Source organism: Anabaena sp. 4-3 (assembly GCF_001597745.1).
In the GTDB taxonomy this organism is placed as follows: domain Bacteria; phylum Cyanobacteriota; class Cyanobacteriia; order Cyanobacteriales; family Nostocaceae; genus Trichormus.
This window is the reverse complement of sequence record NZ_LUHJ01000072.1, coordinates 257,908-277,266: the sequence shown is the minus strand read 5'-3', so window position 1 is coordinate 277,266 and position 19,359 is coordinate 257,908. Positions and strand designations below refer to the sequence as shown.

General features: G+C 42.4%; 9 protein-coding genes and 1 pseudogene. 3 read left to right on the top strand and 7 right to left on the bottom strand.

Features of this window, described 5'->3' with window-relative positions; translation table 11 throughout:
• Positions 1-572: 572 nt before the first annotated feature.
• Positions 573-3,245 carry a zinc-dependent metalloprotease gene (locus A3775_RS21535; protein ID WP_066426717.1) on the top strand — a complete coding sequence of 891 codons (2,673 nt, stop codon included), beginning with the start codon at positions 573-575 and terminating at the stop codon, positions 3,243-3,245.
• 156 nt (positions 3,246-3,401) lie between these two features.
• Here the strand turns inward: A3775_RS21535 and A3775_RS21530 are convergent, their stop codons facing one another.
• A complete protein-coding gene (locus A3775_RS21530; RefSeq protein WP_082803814.1) occupies positions 3,402-5,597 on the bottom strand; it encodes a glycoside hydrolase family 10 protein in 2,196 nt (731 codons plus the stop codon).
• Between the two features lie 336 nt (positions 5,598-5,933).
• Positions 5,934-7,340 (bottom strand): Rieske 2Fe-2S domain-containing protein, encoded by a 1,407-nt coding sequence (locus A3775_RS21525; protein WP_066382626.1) that lies wholly within the window; start codon positions 7,338-7,340, stop codon positions 5,934-5,936.
• A 259-nt stretch (positions 7,341-7,599) separates the two neighbouring features.
• Here A3775_RS21525 and A3775_RS21520 point away from each other — a divergent pair, with 259 nt between their 5' ends.
• The gene (locus A3775_RS21520) at positions 7,600-8,352 is read left to right on the top strand and encodes a PAP/fibrillin family protein (protein ID WP_066426716.1); all 753 of its coding nucleotides are present in this window, start codon (positions 7,600-7,602) and stop codon (positions 8,350-8,352) included.
• 268 nt (positions 8,353-8,620) lie between these two features.
• Here the strand turns inward: A3775_RS21520 and A3775_RS21515 are convergent.
• Positions 8,621-9,601: pseudogene (locus tag A3775_RS21515) on the bottom strand (fasciclin domain-containing protein); the annotation flags it as partial.
• A gap of 1,284 nt (positions 9,602-10,885) precedes the next feature.
• Between A3775_RS21515 and A3775_RS21510 the strand changes: the two are divergent.
• The gene (locus A3775_RS21510; protein ID WP_066426711.1) at positions 10,886-12,817 is read left to right on the top strand and encodes an ATP-binding protein; all 1,932 of its coding nucleotides are present in this window, start codon (positions 10,886-10,888) and stop codon (positions 12,815-12,817) included.
• Between the two features lie 58 nt (positions 12,818-12,875).
• Here A3775_RS21510 and A3775_RS21505 read toward each other — a convergent pair whose 3' ends face one another.
• From A3775_RS21505 to A3775_RS21490, 4 genes are all read right to left on the bottom strand, one after another.
• Positions 12,876-13,331, bottom strand: coding sequence for a response regulator (locus tag A3775_RS21505; RefSeq protein ID WP_066426709.1), 456 nt, complete (start codon positions 13,329-13,331; stop codon positions 12,876-12,878).
• A gap of 22 nt (positions 13,332-13,353) precedes the next feature.
• Positions 13,354-16,644, bottom strand: a complete 3,291-nt coding sequence (locus A3775_RS21500; protein ID WP_066426707.1) for a PAS domain S-box protein — start codon at positions 16,642-16,644, stop codon at positions 13,354-13,356.
• A gap of 100 nt (positions 16,645-16,744) precedes the next feature.
• Entirely contained in the window at positions 16,745-17,299 is a 555-nt protein-coding gene (locus A3775_RS21495) for a pyridoxamine 5'-phosphate oxidase family protein (protein ID WP_066382635.1), read from the bottom strand.
• A gap of 235 nt (positions 17,300-17,534) precedes the next feature.
• Positions 17,535-19,265, bottom strand: coding sequence for a diflavin flavoprotein (locus A3775_RS21490; protein ID WP_066382637.1), 1,731 nt, complete (start codon positions 19,263-19,265; stop codon positions 17,535-17,537).
• Positions 19,266-19,359: the final 94 nt, after the last annotated feature.

Sequence of the window (19,359 nt, the reverse complement as noted above, 5' to 3'; positions counted from 1 at the left end):
ATACCATTCCTTGATTTAGCTTGTGTGGCATAGCCATAGATGTTCTTGATTCTTGGCTGTAGAGACGTTACATTGAACGTCTCTAGGATATATCTTGGTCACAAACTTACATAAAATGGGTATGACAACTTGCAAGGCATATACCTTCATCGCACCACAAGCCTAAAATCATCAAAAAATCACATATTTATCTCTTACTTTTAGTAGTTTTGAGCAGGAATACAAGACTCTAATCGACAGTAAAACCCAGAAGAGAAAATTATCACTGTCAATGTTGTATATTCACCAGGACTTTACCTACAAATTTCCTGGTTGTTACTGGATGTAAACAAGCAATATTCGGGAAACATCAGCCATTGATAAATTCTCAGCCGACTAAATGTAGTTGGCTACACATTTTTTTGCTTGACTATTCATCTATCGTAAGACGTAAATATTGCTATCTAGCGAATTTTATTTTATAAAGTAAAAATTAGCAAAAAACGCTAATAGCAATAGAAAAACACACTGGTGAGCAGCTAGTGGTGTTTTTGATTGTCAAGCCACAATATTGATCTGACCAAGGTGGATTGATGCAACACTGGATCAGGAAAATAGCAATTTACACAATAATATTGTGTATTTTTTTCTTAAATGTTGATGAAGCGGTAGCTAACCAATTGGTAAAGCCGGATGTACAGCAATTAAACGCACTTTCAGGAGTGGAAAATTTAGCCAGTGCTGATATGATGGGGACAGGTAGAAGGGAAGATTACCGCCGATTTCGTGAGATAGTCACAGCCAAAAAGAAATTAGAGGGATTATTCAACCTGTACTACAGTCAGGAATCAGGACAAGTTTACTGGGAAATTAAACCAGAACAGTTAAATAAAAACTATCTAGCTACGGTGACACTAGAATCAGGGATTGGGGAAAGTGGGATTTATAGTGGCTTACCTTTGGCGGATTTTCTGTTTTACTGGCGACAAGTAAACAATCATTTGCATTTTGTGGTGCGTAATGTGAAATTTCGCACTGATGTTACAGAACCAGAACAGCGATCGCTCGCTCGTTCATTTAGTGATTCCGTTCTTTATGCACTGGAAATAGAAACTATTGATCCTGAGAGTAAAAACATTCTCATCAACCTGGATGACTTGCTGATGCGGGACTTTCCCGGCTTAACTTCTATATTAAAATACTCCTTACAAAGCGATTACCGTTTAGAAACCAGTAAATCTTATTTTGGTAATCTCAACAGCTTTCCAGAGAATGTAGAAATAGATGCCATTTACGGGTTTTCCTCAGCCGAAGGAGCAGATTTAATTACTTTACCTGATAGCAGGGCATTAACGCTCAAAGTACATTACAGTTTTTCCCAGCTACCAGAAAATAACGGCTATATTCCCCGACTAGCCGACGACCGAGTAGGATATTTTATTACAGCCTTTCAAGATTTCTCGAAAAATAACACCCCAGATACCTTTGTACGTTACATCAATCGTTGGCATCTAGAACCAGCAGATCCTCACGCACCCTTATCTCCACCCAAACAACCGATAGTGTTTTGGATTGAAAACGCTGTTCCCCTAGAATACCGTGACGCGATTCGGGAAGGTGTGTTGATGTGGAATCAAGCTTTTAAAAAAGCCGGATTTCAAAACGCTATTCAAGTCCGACAAATGCCCGATGATGCTGATTGGCAACCAGCAGATATACGCTACAATACAATTCGCTGGTTTAACTCCCTAGATGCAGGTTTTGCAAAAGGGCCGATTCGAGTTAACCCTTTCACCGGGGAAATATTGGATGCAGATATTATCATTGATGCTAACATGGTGCGTTCCATTCAGCAACAATATCGCGCCCTGAAAGAAACAACTAACAACTCATGTCAAAATTTTGATTTGCATTCCTCGGAAGTCTGCTATAGTACAGAATCCGCAAATCAAGCGGCTATGGGAGCATTGGCATTGTCACTGTTGCCAGAAACTCAACCACAGCCTGAAATCATGCAAGAGTATGTACATCAATATCTGCGTTCTCTAATTGCTCATGAAGTCGGACATACGCTTGGGTTACGCCACAACTTTCAAGGCAGCACCATGTTATCGCCGCAAGAATTAAATAACACAGAAATCACCCACACAAAAGGTTTAGCCGCTTCGGTGATGGATTATCTGCCCGTGAATTTAGCACCGCCGGGAGTAAAACAAGGTGACTATTTTCCTTGGGTTGTTGGCCCCTATGATGAATGGGCGATAGAGTATGGATATAAACCCAGTCCGCAGACAGCAATGCAGTCTAGCATACCGGAAGCAGAAAAAGAATTTTTAGAGCAAATTGCTTTAGCATCACCTCAACCAGAATTATCTTATGCCACTGATGAAGATATTTGGGATATTAATCCCCTGGCGAATGTCTGGGATATGAGTAGTGATGTCTTAGTCTATTCCCAATGGCAAATGGATAACGCCCGCGTCATCTGGCAGCATCTGAATGAGCATCATTTGACAAAAGGAGACGGCTATGGCAACACGCTTGTCTTATTTAATAGGATACTGCAATATTATTTTCGTAATGCCAGGTTGTTATCTAAGTATATTGGTGGGCAATCATTTCAGCAACTCCATCTGAGTGATGAACATTCTGGGGTATTTGTGCCAGTGCCAAGGCTCAAACAACGTCAGGCTTTAGAAAAGTTGCAAGAGTATGTCTTTGCTGAAGATGCTTTTAACTTCTCACCACAATTATTAAATCAGCTAGCACCGCCACGCTGGGAACATTGGGGGAGTGCAGTACGGAATAGCCGCCTTGATTATCCGATTCACGAAAGAATTTTGCAGTTTCAGAGTAGAATATTAAGGTCGCTCTTAGATAGCGATCGCCTACATCGGTTACGTGATTTAGAATTAAAAAGCCAACCTGATCAAGTTTTAACCATCCCAGAACTATTTGACAGCTTACAAACAGGTATTTGGACAGAAATTGTAGCCACCCAACAACCGCAGCCAATTTCTAGTATTCGTCGTTCATTGCAACGAGAACACCTAAATATTATGCTAGAAATGCTCCTTGATACCAAAGATTTACCAGAAGATGCTTGTACACTAGCTTGGTACGAACTACGCCAACTACAAAAAGCCATTAATATCAAGCTGAGAAAATTTGGTAAACAACTAGATATTTACACTTTAGCCCACTTGCAATTTACGAGCGATCGCATCACCAAAGCCTTAAACGCACAATTGCTATCAAGAAACTAGCAACAGCCAGTTTGTAGGGTGGGCATTGCTAGCAATTTGCTCAAACCCTGAGTTTGTAGGGTGGGCATTGCTAGCAATTTGCTCAAACACTCAGTTTTAAGTTCTCGGCTGTACATCGCCTATTCTGATTGAGAATGCTGCAAGATAGGAGTATTCTCAAATTTTCCGAAAACCCATCCGCCCATTCACCGAGTCAAACAGAACATTAAATCGATCAAAAAATCCCATACCAGTATTTATTAGTATAGGTTGCTCTGCCTGAGCCGAAACATTGAGATTCCACACATTAAACCCGTCGCGGTTTCCTGGTACAAGACTATAATCGAACACGCTAGGAATTCCTACCTTCACAGAATTTGCTGGGCGTAACCTTCCTGGTTTCAGTTTACCCATCAGAGAAGCAGACTTAAATTCAGTCATACCATTACTTGTCCCAACAACCATTCTGTTATTACAACTATTTTTCATCCCACTCCCAGAAATAGTTAAGCAAACTCCATTCAGTCGAGAATCCCATCTATTACCCGGTACACCATTCATCACAGGTAATGGACTCAAAGAAGCCATCTTAAAACCTTGTTGATTATTTGCAGTCAAACCCAGAATCAGACTACCATTACCAGCAATAATCAATCCATTACTCAAATTTCCTGGTAATTTTCTCAGAGGATTATAGGGAAGTGTGCGCTCAGAATAGTTGACACCGATAATACCAGAGAAAGGTCTTCCACTTTTGGCAGAGCAATTAGGTTTTTGGGGGATACATTGGCGACTGGTGACAACCTGCACCGGAACAGGTTCTTCACTAGCAATCAAACCAATTCGGAAATTAGTGTAAACTAACTCACCTTCTAAAACAGTACCATCACTTAAAACTTCCCTAACAATTTGACCAGTGCTGTTGATAGGGGCATTTCCTAGAAACTCTCTAGTAACTCTCAACCCTGCCGAGCTTGTATCTAATAAAACCCGTCTTGGCTGACCACCAGCAACTGCTACCTCAACAAAATAACCCCGTTGACCAGCAACAACCCTATTAGACAATGGTAAAGTTATTGTATCAAAACTAGGTTTTCGGGCGATAAATTGGGAAGTATCGCGCCTAGCCGTTTGAGAAAACAGGGCTTGAAATCCAGCTTGTCGCTGCGCCACAGGTTCAGGAGCAGAATCCCAAAGACTTTCATAATAGAAAAACACAGCACCTAAACCGCGTTGTTGAGCCGCCCTAACTTGAGACTGAATCTGAGATATAGCAACAGGGCGATTTCTCAGCCCTGTCATAATCCCTATACCAGTAGGAATTAATTTTTGTGTCTCAATGATTTCTGGAGTAATTAGTTTACTGTTAAAACTTTGCAAATCATTGCGATAAACCTGAACTACAAGCTCATCTACAACACCTAAGCGTACCCAGTTGAGCCAGTCTTGTAGTTGTAATTTATAAGCAAAGTCATAGTAATTAGGAGAAACAGAAAAAATCGCATTTGGTTTTCTCGCTTTCACAGCTTTGTTGAGTTCTACCATAAACGCCGTGATTTTATCTGCTCGCCATCGCATCCAAGCTTGAGCTTGCGGGTTGGGTGGAGGAGGGCTACCAGTTTCTTGGGTATATAAGTTAATCGTGTATTTGTCATACCCAAAATCAACAGGTAAACTCATGTGGTCGTCAAATTGAATACCATCCGCGTTATATTTGGTAATGATTTCTACTACTAAGTCAGTAATAAACTTTTGTACTTCTGGGTGAAAAGGATTCAGCCAAGCCACCTCACCCGCAGCACTAATTGAGGTTTGGGTTCCGTCTTGCTTTTGCGTCAACCAGTCTGGATGTTGTGATGCAAGTTCGGAAGTTAAGGGAGCCATGAAGCCAAATTCAAACCAAGGTATGGCTAGTAACCCTTGACTACGAGCTTGAGTAATGATGTCTGCAATAATATCTTGTCCCTCTGTACCTCTAAAGAAAAAAGGGATACCCTTTTTTTGCGTTACTGCACTGGGAAATTTTGTGTAGCCATCATTCCAAACCACCGGATAAACTGTATTAAAATTTAACCTCCGCAATTGTGCAAGGGTATCTTGCACCTTAGCGCGATTTCTTAAGATATTAAAGTCATTATTCGTCAGCCAAACCCCGCGAATTTCTGAAGCTGGTAACTGGGGAAGTTGAGCGGTTACAGGGCTAAGGTTTTCTAGTGTCAATACTGTAGCTAGGGATATAGCAAACAGGAAAGGGAGAAAACGCTTAATTGAACGCCAACTAGGACGAATGAAAGATAATTGCTGATGTATGGCTAATAATTTAGCAACCCAAGAGTTAATTAGTTTACTTTGGCGTTGAAATTGCGTTGACATTACTCTGTAAATATGTATGCTGAATCAATCAGGTGAATTTATTTAGGACTTACGCAAGTGTCACATTACATAAGTCTTGTAGGGTGCGTCAGACTGTTTAAATGCTGTCAATAAGCATTTTTTTGATATCTGACGCACCCTACTATTATGCCAGTTGCGTAAGTCCTGTTATTTTCAGGCAAACCAAACTACTGCACTAGGTTAACTAATGCAGATTTAGGTTAATCACGATAATTGACGCAGCTAATCGGTGATAGTGCCTGTCATATCAAAATTTTTCAGATGAGGAAGCAGGGGAACAGGGGAGATTGTACCCCAATGCCCCATGCCCAGTCTTTACTTCTCCGCTAAATTTCTCGGTGGAATGTCTCTACCCTTATAAAACCGTTGCTCGAATTTGCCTAAACCAAACCAAGCCCCCGCACCCAGTAAAACAACCACCGTCAAAACGATAGCAGTAATTGTAGAAGGTTGTTGCTGCATCAATAAGAGTAACGGCAACAAACTCCAAACCAATACCGTGGCTATACCGACTCCCAGACGCAAACGTTGCAGGTTTTTCAGGGCAGTACGGCAACTAGCACATTTTTTCGTGTGGGAATGGTATCTATCTAATAAGGCTTCTTTGGTTAGTGGCGGTGCTAAAGTTTCTCCGGGGAATGGTTCAGCATCATATTGCTTCAGCCACGAGTGCAACTCAAATACGAAAGCATCAGCTTTAGTTGGCAAATAAAAAGCCTTGTTGACGTTAGCACTGCCACCCCGTTGTGCGAGATATCTTTCTTGGTAATGTAGAAAAATTTGGTCATCTTCCAATACGCCATTCTGCCCTATATGGGAGTACCAGCGTGGAGTCAGTTTGAGAAATAGCCCTGGTAATTTTGAGGAGAACTTAAACGGAAAACGGGCAAATAGCCGACATTCTCCTTTACGGATGGGAGTAGCATAAACTACAGTTAGTGTTCTACCAAACTGCTTCGAGGTGAGGTCATGCCACATCAAGCCCGGCGCGATGAAAGTAGTATCTTGTCTGCCTAAAGTGCCTTTACGGGGGCCTTCTGCCCAAGTTCCTTTAAATCCCCATTTCCCAGATTCTACCACCTCTAAGTTAACAGGTGATACATTAGCTCGGTTGCCGACGGTGCGGTGGTGGGTGTAGGGTATATGGCTAGAATCGAGGACGTTTTCCATTAATGTCAGGGCATCATAGGGTATGTCTCGAAAGGTATTCAGGCAAACCCACCCCTCTGGGTTTTCTTCTAGCGGTTCAACGATGGGAACTTTGGTTTTTGCGGCATTCTCTACTTTACCAGGATAAACGAATAAGAGTCCTTGGCAAACTGTGGTAGGTAGTGACTGCACACAAGCACGTTGAGAAGTTTCGGCTTGATTTCCTGGGGCTTGTTGGGGGATGCTTTCACATTTGCCCGTTCCCGAAAATGCCCAACCATGATAAGGACATTCTAACCAGCCATCTTCGTTAATTCTACCTTCGGAAAGGGGGGCTAAACGGTGTGGACATTGGTCTGCAAAGGCTCTCCAGGTTTGTTCGTTGTTGTCCCACCACAACACAAGATCCTGCTCTAGTAAGGTGAAGCGAGTCGGTTGGGATTTGTCTAAGTCTTCCACATAATGGACAGGATACCAAACTTCTAGCCAGTCAAAACGCTCTGGATCTTGTCCACCTGCTGGTAGGGTTTCGGGACTGGTTGGGGATGGTGATTGTAACAGGCTGTTGGTCATGGTGAGATATGTAGATATTGATGCACTATCACCAAAAATGTAACAATATTTTAAACTTCCTGGCAGATAAGAGTTGAGAAATCCATCGTTGGTCTACATTTACAGTAGGACTTGCGGACGTGTATTCATCAAAGTCTTTTGTAGGGTGCGTCAGAAAAGAGAATTTGCTAAAAATCAACGGATTTTCAACATCTGACGCACCCTACTAATATGCCAGTTGCGTAAGTCCTGATCAGTTGAACTCACAAATTTCAACGCTATGGTAGTAGACACAGGCAAATGTGCAGAGGCTAAAATTGCTTTACGTCAAGCACTGGCTGTTAGTAATGGCAATACCAAAGATCAAGCTGTAATTGCTGCTATTGAAAATCTTCAGGCGGTGAACCCTCAGACAGCCCCAGCCCGTAACAATACACTTATGGATGGCAGATGGCTGTTGATTAGTGCGCCGAATTTTCCGGGTGGGGAATTGCTTCCTAATGGTAAGTTTGCTTATACCTTGGGTCGTTTGGCTTTCAATATGTTTGAGCCAACCAAATTAAAATTAGTAATTGACCGAGTGTTGCAACCTGTGTTGCCTGTAGGTAATGGTGAACAACGCACCCATGATATTGTTGTGGAATTTACTACTATTGATGAGTCTTCTGCCCCATTGTCGGGGGTTGTGCGTAACTTAGGAGTCTGTCAACCTGCTAGTGATACGGTGCTGCAAGTCAAATTTACTGGAGGCGTTTTAGCACCGCAAAACCTTAATCAAATAGATGCTTGGCGAGGGGTTTTTGGTCAGCAAAGTCAACCTAAACAAAGAACTTTTAAAGAACATTTGATGTCTGTGTTTTTGCGGTTGATGTTTGGGTTAGTTCCCCCCCAAGGTATGAATAATACAACTGGTGAAGTGGCTTTTACAATGGAGCGATCGCCTAAAGGTCGTCTGTCTATTCTCTATCTTGACGAAGAACTACGGATTACTCGCGGCGAAAAGGGAACTGTCTTAGTCTGTGAGCGAATTTAAAGACGTGAATATCTGTTGGAGTAGGGAACAGGGAACAGGGAACAGGGAACAGGGAACAGGAAACAAGAAAAGAGAAAAGATCAGCATCGAAAACTTATCATAAGTAATTAGCCGGACATGATATAATTCAGGACTGACGCAACTGACATATTAGTAGGGTGCGTCAGATATGAAAAATTTGTGTCTTGGCAGCATTTTAGCAGTCTGACGCACCCTACGAGACTACGAGATGTATGGAATACAATCTCTGAATTGATGTCAGCAATGTTTAGAAATTGTAGCCTACACCTAATAACAAGCCTACATCAGTCTCATCAACGAATGCGGCATTTACTGCACCTGTAAGTGTCAAACGTTGCCCTAAAGGTACATCTACACCACCTGTGAGCAGCAAACCCAGGTCAGTAATATCCCTAACTTCCACAGCTACGCCAGCACCGACGTAAGGCGATACAGCGAACTGTGACACACCAGCAGGATCGACTGAACGCGGGGCAAAATCTAAAGTCAAGGGTATGAGAAATACTGTATCGTCCCCAAACAATGCTGATGGACGTGCTGATATGGTGGGTGTTAAACCAATTTTGCTGATTACCGCAAAGTTACTTTCACCCAGAGCCGTGTCACCACCTATACCAATGTTACCAGCAACACCAACGTAGCTGCTGCCGCCACGAGTAGCTCTACCTGGTGCGACAATATCAGTGGGTGCTTGCGCTTGATTCATTTGATTCGTTTGATTCGTTTCTTGTTGTGATTGCTCTCCGGTGAGGTTGGGTGGAATCAAGACTTGATTGATTGCATGGATGACACCATTACTCGCCTGAATATTTGGCTGAATAACTGTGGCTTCGTTGACTGTCACTTGGTTCCTAGCAGTGTCAACTTTTACAGTTAAAGGTGAGTTTTCAACTGTTTTTAGTTCTCCTGATCTGAGTTGATTAGCTGTTAATTCGCCAGGAACTACATGATAGCGCAATATTTGAACTAATAATTCTCTATTCTGTGGTTGCTGTAATTGTTCTATAGTCCCAGCCGGTAATAAGGCAAATGCTTGGTCTGTGGGTGCGAAAACTGTATAAGGCCCTGGCTGTTGTAAGATATCTGTTAAACCTGCGGTTTTGAGTAAAGAAGTCAAGGTTGTAAAAGAATCATTAGAAGCAGCCACGGAAACAATATCATTACCATTTTGTGCGTATATGGTGCTTTTAGCTTCTGTTGTATGAGGTGCGGTGTTTTCAGCTAACGCCACGCTAGAAATTGTTATCGGGGCAAGTGTAGCTGTTGCTAATCCTAAAGCGAGGAATTTACCACCAGTTGATGACCAATGAAAGCAATTAAACACGAAAATATCCTCCAAAAATTTTAATTTTCTTCTGAATCAACTTATTCATTATTCAGCTTCGGCGAATATATTATTGGCAACAATCCACCAAGGTTATAGAATTTGTGGTAAGAAATGCTTGATATTTACCATGATATAATTGCATATCAAAATCTATGGTTTTGACATAGCATATTACTTGGGCAATACCATAAGTTTTTGATGATATCAATGTCATAAATTTTGGTGTAGCAAAAAAAGGCTGAAACTACACATCATTCTTAAATTTTTAGCTGAATTATACAACTAACTAAAGGTTAAATTTATTCAAGATTTTTTCAGCCTTTAGACAGTTGATCATATTTGTTGACTAAAAATTTTCTCTATAGTTGATCTGAGGTTATATGAGGTTATAATTGTTGGCTGGGTTTAATCTTGAAGAAGGCGGCGAGGTAGGAGGCAATTAGAGGTGGTCTGATTCATCCCTGTGTGGAATACCATTAAATCTATGATTTATATCATGTTCGTTTGAATAGTTGTCATATCTGTTGGGGTAGGGAACAGGAAGGATCAGGGAACAAGAAAAGAGAAAAGTCAGTATCGAAAACTGATCATAAGTAATTAGCCGGACATGATATTATTGGGATAATTAAACTTAAGTTTGGGCAAAATAAAAATTAATTAATATAATAAATTATATTTCAATTACTATCTGTATACTAAATAATACCTGAAATATGTTAAGTATATTAGGTAAGACTTACGCAACTAGAATATTAGTAGGGAGCGTCAGATATCAAGCATAAGTTTATTGACAGCATTTAAGCAGTCTGACGCACCCTACAAGACATATTTAATGTGACACTTGCGTAAGTCCTAATGGGGTCAGCTTTGCCGACTATAATTAGGTTTGGCAAGGTATAGCCGAGAATATGTATATTGCAAAAATTACATCAAATTCTGATAAATTAACCCTAATTCCAGAAATTCTCCAGGAAAAATCCCCTTGTCTCTGTTTTCAGTTCCCAGACTAAGCATTGCAAGACATTAATCCACTTTGGGCGTTAGTATAAATATCTTAACGAACCAGTACCCATAAAATCACTGTGGCAGAGTTACTATTTCAACGTGGTTAGATATTGTTTGCATCTGGGAATTCATACGGGATGTTTTGATGTTCAACGATAGTTTTCTCGATGAGGCTAGTTAGTGAAGGATCAAGTTGCTGAAGTTACCAAGGGTTTGACTGAAGCTTTTATTACTTATAACCGAGAGTGGCAAGTGAGTGCTGTTAACGCTCAAGCTGCCCAAATCTTTGGCAGAAGTTGTGCTGAGTTGCTCGGTAACAATTTTTGGCTGGTTTGTCCAGAATTTCTCGGTTCTATTTTTGCTCAGGAATGTCATCGAGCGATCGCTCAACAATCTTCAGCCCAGTTTGAGCAATTTTGTCCTGAGATGAATGCTTGGTTTGATGTCTATATCTATCCCACACCGACTAAATTGAGTGTCTATTGGCAAAATATTACAGAACGCAAGCAGATGGAAGCTGTTTTATACACAGAAAATCCTCAACTAACAAACCCTACTCTGCATCAGCAACAGCACAATTGGCAGACTCTGTTAGACAATTCCCCAGATGTGATTGCCCGGTTTGATGTGAATTTGCGCTATGTATATGTCAACCGAGCGATAGAACAAGCTCTTGGTTTACCCCCAACTAAATTGATTGGTAAAACTCATGCAGAATTGGGAATACCAGAACATATTTATCTGCGCTGGGATACATTGCTGCGTCTGGCTTTTACCACTGCTCAGGAGCAATTTATTGAGTTTGAATTTCCTACGCCTAGGGGAATAAGAATTTATCAATCACGGGTAGTACCGGAGATTAACCCGCAGGGTGTGGTGGAGTATGTGTTGACTTTCAGCCGAGATGTGAGTGAGATTAAACAATTAGAGCAACAGCGATCGCAGCTGATGCGGGAGCAAGCCGCACGGGAAGAAGCCGAGCGAGTCAACCGGATTAAAGATGAATTTTTAGCCGTGTTGTCTCATGAATTGCGATCGCCTCTCAATCCGATTCTGGGATGGGCGAAAATTTTACAAACCCGCAAATATGACACCACAACCTTAAACCGTGCCTTAGAGATTATTGAACGTAATGCCAAAATTCAGGCGCAATTAATTGAAGATTTGCTGGATGTCTCCAGAATTTTGCGTGGTAAGCTCAAATTAAAAGAATGTCCCGTCAATTTATCATCCATCGTGGCATCTGCTATAGAAACGGTGCGGTTAGCAGCTGAGGCTAAAGGAGTGGAGATTGTTGTTAACTGTCAGCCAGATGTCAGTAAGGTACTTGGTGATCCCGAACGACTACAACAGGTAATCTGGAATTTACTCACGAATGCTGTGAAGTTTACCGCATCTGGGGGTCGTGTGGAAATTCGGCTGGAGGAGATAGATTTTCAGGCCAAAATTACGGTTAGTGATAACGGTATAGGAATTGCACCGGAATTTTTACCCCAGGTTTTTGATTATTTTTGTCAAGCAGATAGTTCTATTACCCGTTCCTCCACTGGCTTAGGTTTGGGGTTAGCAATTGTACACCATTTAGTAGAACTGCATGGCGGCACAGTCACAGCACACAGCCCAGGCTTAGGAGAAGGGTCTAGTTTTATTGTCAGACTACCGATTCTCAATTATGCTGCTAGAGAAGATGACCCACAACAATCTTTGTCACCACGTATAAGTTTAGAAGGAGTGCGGATTTTGGTAGTAGATGATGAGGCAGATTCCCGCGAATTCGTGGCATTTTTACTAGAACAACATGGAGCGATCGCCACAACTGCCGCATCTGCTAGTCAAGCCCTGGAAATGTTTCACAAAATTCAACCAGATTTAATCATTTGTGACATTGGCATGCCTAAAATTGATGGTTATACTTTCTTGCGGCAGATTCATAGATTACATCCCCATGAGAAAATATTAGCGATCGCCCTGACAGCTTACGCCAGTGAAACCGACCAACAAAAAGCCTACCAAGCAGGGTTTCAAAAGCATATAGCCAAACCCATCGAGCCAGACAAATTCTTGGCTAGCGTTGCCAATCTCATCCAGCAATTTACAGCAGATTGGGGGTAAATGAGGTACAAATTTGAGGAACAAAGTCTTATAGCTGTTGCCTGTTGCCTGTTCCCTGCTAGTCAATAATCAGCTTGGTTGGCGGTGGCACCCAATAAATACTAATTGCCTGAATAATACTGACTAAAGCATCAACATTATCTGGCTTCACCAAACAAAAATTCACCCCTAGCTGGTAAGCTAGTTGAATATCTTCATCTAAAGCCGAGCCAGTCAACATGACAACCGGGAGATGCTGAAATTGTGGAGTTTCCCGTATCCATTGCAAAAGTTGCAGCCCTGACTGTCCAGGTAATCGTAAATCTGTCAAAACCAGACTGGGCAAAGGATGAGCAACCCTATCCTCATAAGGAGCTTGCCCTAACAGATAACGTTGAGCATCTTCCATTGTGACTACAGTCTGCAAATTAGGCAATTGCTCTAACTTGGAGCGTTGCAGAGCGCGTCTGACTAACAAAACATAGACTGCATCATCCTCAACATATAATACTGTTTTCACCTGAAAATCTGGCATTGATTGCTACCTTAAATAAAAGTTATGTTGCTGGCAGTTCTACCCAAAACTGGCTTCCTGCTCCTGGCTGAGACTCCACCCCAACTTTTCCGCCTAGGCGTTCTATACCTTTTTGGACGATTGCTAATCCTATTCCTGTGCCTGAGTAGGAATCGACGGCGTGGAGGCGTTCAAATACGCCAAAAATCCGCTTTTGATATTCCGGTGCGATGCCAATACCATTGTCTGCAACCCAAAGGCGAATCCAATTCTGTCGCTGTTCTGCCCAAACTCTGATTTGGGGGTGAATGCCGGGTGGAACATATTTCATGGCGTTAGTCAGCAAATTAATCAACACTTGAGTTAAAACTGTCGGCTGACTGATGACTGGAGGGAGGGGAAAAGTCACCGTAATTTCTGCCTGTCTGGCTTGTTGTTCTAGTCTCAATTGGCTGAGGATGTCTTGCATGACACTGGTTAAATCAACCACTTGCAACTGAATCTCAGTTTGGCTGAGTTGGCTGTAAGCAAGCAAGTCTTGAATTAGCTGATCCATCCTGTGGGCAGAATTGCTAATCTGTTGTGTATATTCTTGTCCTAGTTCATCGAAGCGATCGCTGTAATCTTCTACTAAAGCTGCTATCAACCCTCGGATAGCACGTAAAGGCGAGCGCAAGTCATGAGAAACTGTGTACGTAAAGCGTTTTAACTCCTGATTGACTTCTGCTAGTTGGGCGGTGCGTTCTTGTACCCGTTGCTCTAAGGTAGCATTGAGTTGACGAATTTTCTCCTCGGCTTGTTTGCGCTCTGAAATATCCTCAAAGGTACTCACACCGGCGATGATTTGTCCCCGTTGATCCATAATGGGAGCAGCCGTTACTGAAAAAAACGTGGTAGTACCATCACCCCGGCGATAAATCATTTCTTCGCCTTTGATGGTTTCGCCATTCAGCAAAGCGCGGGTAATTGGGTATTCTTCAGGATGATAAGGCTGTCCATCGGCGTGAATTGCGCCGTATTGAATATAATCTTGATAAGTATCTAGCAGCAGCATGGGATGGCGCAGCAGTCTGACTGCTTCCTGGTTGTGAAATAGCAGTCTGCCAGCAGGAGCTTCCGAAATTGAGACACCTAAAGGCATTTGCTGTAATACTTGTTCTAATCGCGAGCGTTCGATTTCTAGCTGTTGCAACAGTCGTAGACGTTCTGCATCTACACGTTTGATTTCACGGATGTCACGGATAACTGTGGCAATGCTCAACGGCTCACCAGTTTGGCGATCGCGATTGATAAATGATAACTGATGAACAGGGATTAATTCTTCTGTCTGAAAATCACGTAACAGTGACTCTCCTTGCCAATATCCCTGCTCTAGTATGGTAGGCAAAACTTGATGTAATAAGAAATTTTCGTATTCTGGTGGATGAAAATCAGTGACTTGGAGTTGGGTTAATGATGCTGTTGGTTCTAACCCAACCATTGCGCGCCCTGCCGAATTAACATAGATTAATTGACCATCGAGATTAGCGATCGCAATAAAGTTAGGAATATTTTCCACAATTGACGCTAATCTTTGCCGCTCTTGCTCAATCTGCTTACGTTCAGTAATATCTCGATTGACTTCTAAAATACCCTTTACCCGACCTTGAGCATCTCGCATCAAAACTTGACGGCTTTCTACTATAATTTGGTTGCCATCTCTTCGTGTGTGTCTCAATTCACCTTGCCAATGTCCTTGTTGCAGCAGCGTAGCTTGAAAGTCTAAGTCAGGATCAGGAAATTCTGTTTGTAACAGGGTGTGTGGTGAATTGCCTAATACTTCTGCACTTGTCCAGCCATAGAGTTGTTCAGCACTGCGGTTCCAAAATCTGATAGTATTATGATTATCCCGGACAAAAATAGCTTCATAGGCTAAATCTAACAATTGGGCTTGCTCTCGCAATTGATTCTCAGCTTGCTGGCGTTCGGTGATATCAATAGCTGTACTAATGGCTAAACGTCTACCATCGGGTAGTTTACCAAGGGGGGCAGAATAAAAATCCCAGATGCGTGTTTCACCTGTGCTGGTTCTAATTACATATTGCCCTTCGTAAATGCGACGATTAAGATGATATAAGCCAGCGATATCAGTCTGTACTTGTTCTTGACGTTTACCGTAAGCTTTTTCTGTCCAATCTGCGATTGTAGAAATTTCTGCGGGATGGTAGCCAGTAATTTCTGTCCAAGTATGATTAACTTGTAGTATCTCTCCATCTTCGGCGTGTAATGCCATAGGTAGAGGAGCATCCAGAATCGCCCGACGAAAATTTTCTTCACTTTGGCGCAAAGACTGCTCTGCTTGCATGCGCTCGGCAATTTCCCGTTTTAAGGCTTGATTGGTTTGAGAGAGTTCGGCGGTGCGTTGCGCCACTCTTGTTTCCAATTGATTGTAGGCATCTGTGAGTGCTGCTTGTGTTTGCTGACGCTGGCTATCTAAACGATAAAGACGTTCGGCACAGTACCAAGTTAACCCTAGAAAAGCGATGATATTGCCAGTTACGTGCAAAGAAAGCCCGAAGGCTTCATCAAACAAACCAATGCGTTCTCCGAGAACTTGCAACCAGCCTAAACCAAAATGAATAGCGATCGCTGCTGGTAACAATATCCGAGCCGTAATTCCACCCACGGTATTGCTAACAACTAAGCGCATCCATCCCTCAGCCGGAGCCGCCAATAAAATCCCCAGGCTGAGAATCACAAATGTCACAGCCGTATGGATAGCTATCCCTGTAAAGAATGTCAAACTGAATATTGGCGTAACTGCATACACTTCGGATTGGTTGCCATAACTGAAACTCATCAAAATTTGTAGGGAAAAAAAGGCTGCAACCAGTGTCAGCAATTGCACCAGTCGGTAGGGGACATGACGCAGTACCGAAACAAACAGTGCTACACTAACTAAGATGAAGTTTAAGGCAACTGGTAGTGGTATTCGAGCCAATTCAGAAGTAGCGATCGCTCTCGACTGCTCAATTACCCAATTTCTATCTAATATATATTGGCTGATTGTCAGTAATCCCAGAAATGCGATCGCCACCGCCAACACCTGAATCACTCGACGCGGGCGATTTCCTCTGCTATTGAGCAAATATAATGCTAAACCTGAAAACACAAAGCCTAGAGCAGTTTTCGCTTTCATTGCTACCCACCCAGGAAAAAAGCTGGTGAGGATGGGAATATCAAACAGCCAACCCACCAAAACAGCACCACCAACCAAAGTGACAATGATACTGGCGAGTTGTGAAACTGTTTTTAGGGCAGTGAGCATCTGGCGGTTTGACTGAGCAATAGTCATAGACTGTCTTAGTTACCTATTTCTATCATTGCTCAACTTTATTCTTGTGCGCTGGTATCAACAGGAAAGCACAATATAATTCATACCCAAAAGTTAAGTTTTAGGGTATTTTACCGAGTGGAGTCGGTAAACCGTCAATACTGACAGTGTTTTTCTGCTGTTGATAGTCTTTTATACCTTGTTCTCCTTTTTTCTCCGCCCAATTAATTAAAGTCTGTCTTTGTCCTTGATATTCGTAAAGTGGTACAGCAAAACCACAGGATGTCTGCACACGTTCCACATCAACCAGGATAATTTGACGAGTCCCTGGTATTTGGTGAAACAATGAATACAAATCATTCCAATCTGGGGAAGTTGGTAAGATTGTCTTTCCCCGTCCGTAGAGACGTAAAATACAAGGGGGTTCTTCAAAGGCACAGAACATTAAAGTTATCCGCCCGTTTTCTTCAAGATGGGCTGAGGTTTCGTTGCCACTGCCTGTTAAATCCAAGTAAGCTACTTGATGAGGTGACAGCAACCGAAAACAATCTAATCCTTTAGGTGACAGGTTAACATGACCATCAGGGCTGAGAGGTGCAGAAGCCACAAAAAATAGATGTTGGGCTGCAATAAACTCTTGCAGTTGTTCTGTAATACAGTCAAAAACTTTAGCCATAAATTATAATAACATCATGTCCGTTAGAATAGTTATCATATCTGTGAGGGCTAGGCAACAGGCAACCGGCAACAGGCAACAGGCAACAGGCAACTGAGTTAAACAAAAGTCTGCATCTTCAGTTAATTATCAGTAATTAACCGGTCTTGACATAACAAAAGACTTGATAAAACAGCAAAAGTAGGGGTTTAGCAATGCTAATCCCCTACAATCTTGGACTGTGACTCGGTATCAATTAAAAATAACTGCCTGATTTGCGATGTTCTACAGCAGTTACGCCCTCACTTTCTAAGACTTCTCCCTGATCGACGACAGCATAAATTAACCATCTATCACCACATTCAAGCTGATTTTTCACTGTACATTCTAAATAGGCTAATGCTTCAGTTAAAATTAAACAACCGTTATCAGCAGTTTTAGTACCAAGGTGAGCAAAGGGATTCTCCCCTAGTGTACTTTGACGGGAAAAATAACGCCGGACATTTCTACCTTCTTTGAGGATATTCAGCACAAATCTATCCCCAGGATGACGCATTAAGTCTGCATTCTGTTCTTGAGCGACTGCCAGCATAATTCCTGGGGGGTTAAATGTGGCTTGTGATACCCAAGAAGTTAAAATACCTTTGTGGTTGTCTTGGTCGCGGGTAGTGACGACGCACAAAGAGCCAATAATTCGCCCTACAGCTTGATCAGTGCGGTCAATTTGGGCTTCGGTGGCAGCTTGGCGGGTATTGCGGAGTTTTTTGGTTTTTTTCAAGGTTTGGGCAAAGTTCGCCCCGGCTGTCTGACATTCTTGTAGGGTGTCTGGTGTGGGGCTAAAACGTACTCGAATAGTTTCAAAGCCTAAGCGGTAGTTAGCATCTTTGAGCTTACTTTCAATTAAATCAATGGCTTCTCCACTCCAACCGTAGGAACCAAATACGCCAGCTAATTTTGTTTTTGCGGCTGTGGAAAGGACTATACCTAAAGCGGTTTGAATCTGCGTTGGTGCATGGCCGCCGAGTGTGGGAGAACCGATAATAAAACCGTCACAAGCTTCGATGATGCGGGTAATTTCTGCTGTATCTGCGAGTTCACAGTTGATAGACTCGACGTTGATACCATTTTCAATTAAACCTTGAGCGATCGCCTGAGCTACAATTGCTGTATTGCCATAGGCAGAAGCATACAACAACGCTACACTGAAATCTTGAGATTTCTGTGCCTGACACCATTGGCGATAATCATGAGTAAAACGACTCAGGCTATAGCGAATCACAGGGCCATGAGCAGGTGCGTAACATCTAGCCCCTAATCCTGCTAATTTATCTAAGGCGACTTCTACCTGTTTAGGTTGGGGTGCATGGAGACAGTCAAAGTAATAACGTCTTTCTCCGTCTAACTTTTTCCAGTCTTCATCAAATAGGGTATCTTCGCAGACATGCGCCCCAAAAAACTTGTCTGTGTACAGAATTTTGGTAGCAGTATCATAAGTACAAAGTCCATCCGGCCACCGGGGAGTCGGGACGGTGATAAAATTGAGCCGATGTCCTTTTCCTAAATCTAGGGTGTCTTCCCAGCGTACAGCTTGAATACGGGCTTCCCATTCAGGAAACGATGATTTCAGAATGTTAGCAGCCGGACGAGAACAAATTAAAGTTATTTGCGGGGCTTGCGACAGCAATACTTTTAATGTCGCGCTGCGGTTGGGGTTAACGTGTCCGAGAATAATGTAATCGAGGCGTGTGACATCGAGACGTTGGGCTAGTTCCTCTAGGTAAATTTTGGTGAAAGATTCACCGGGAGGATCAATTAAAGCTATTTTGTCGCCTTGGATGAGATAAGAATTGGCTGTAGTTCCCCGTTGACGGGAATACTCAACTTCAAATTTTAATCTTTCCCAAGTACGCGATCGCAGTACGAGCGTATCTTGGCCAATTTCTGCAACTTGTACATCTCTGGGGCGAATAGAGGTGGAGATAGTCATAATTCAAAATTCAAAATTCAAAATTCAAAATTCAAAATGGGCATGGGGCATTGGGCATATAATTAAAAATTGAATAACACACATCTTGCACCTG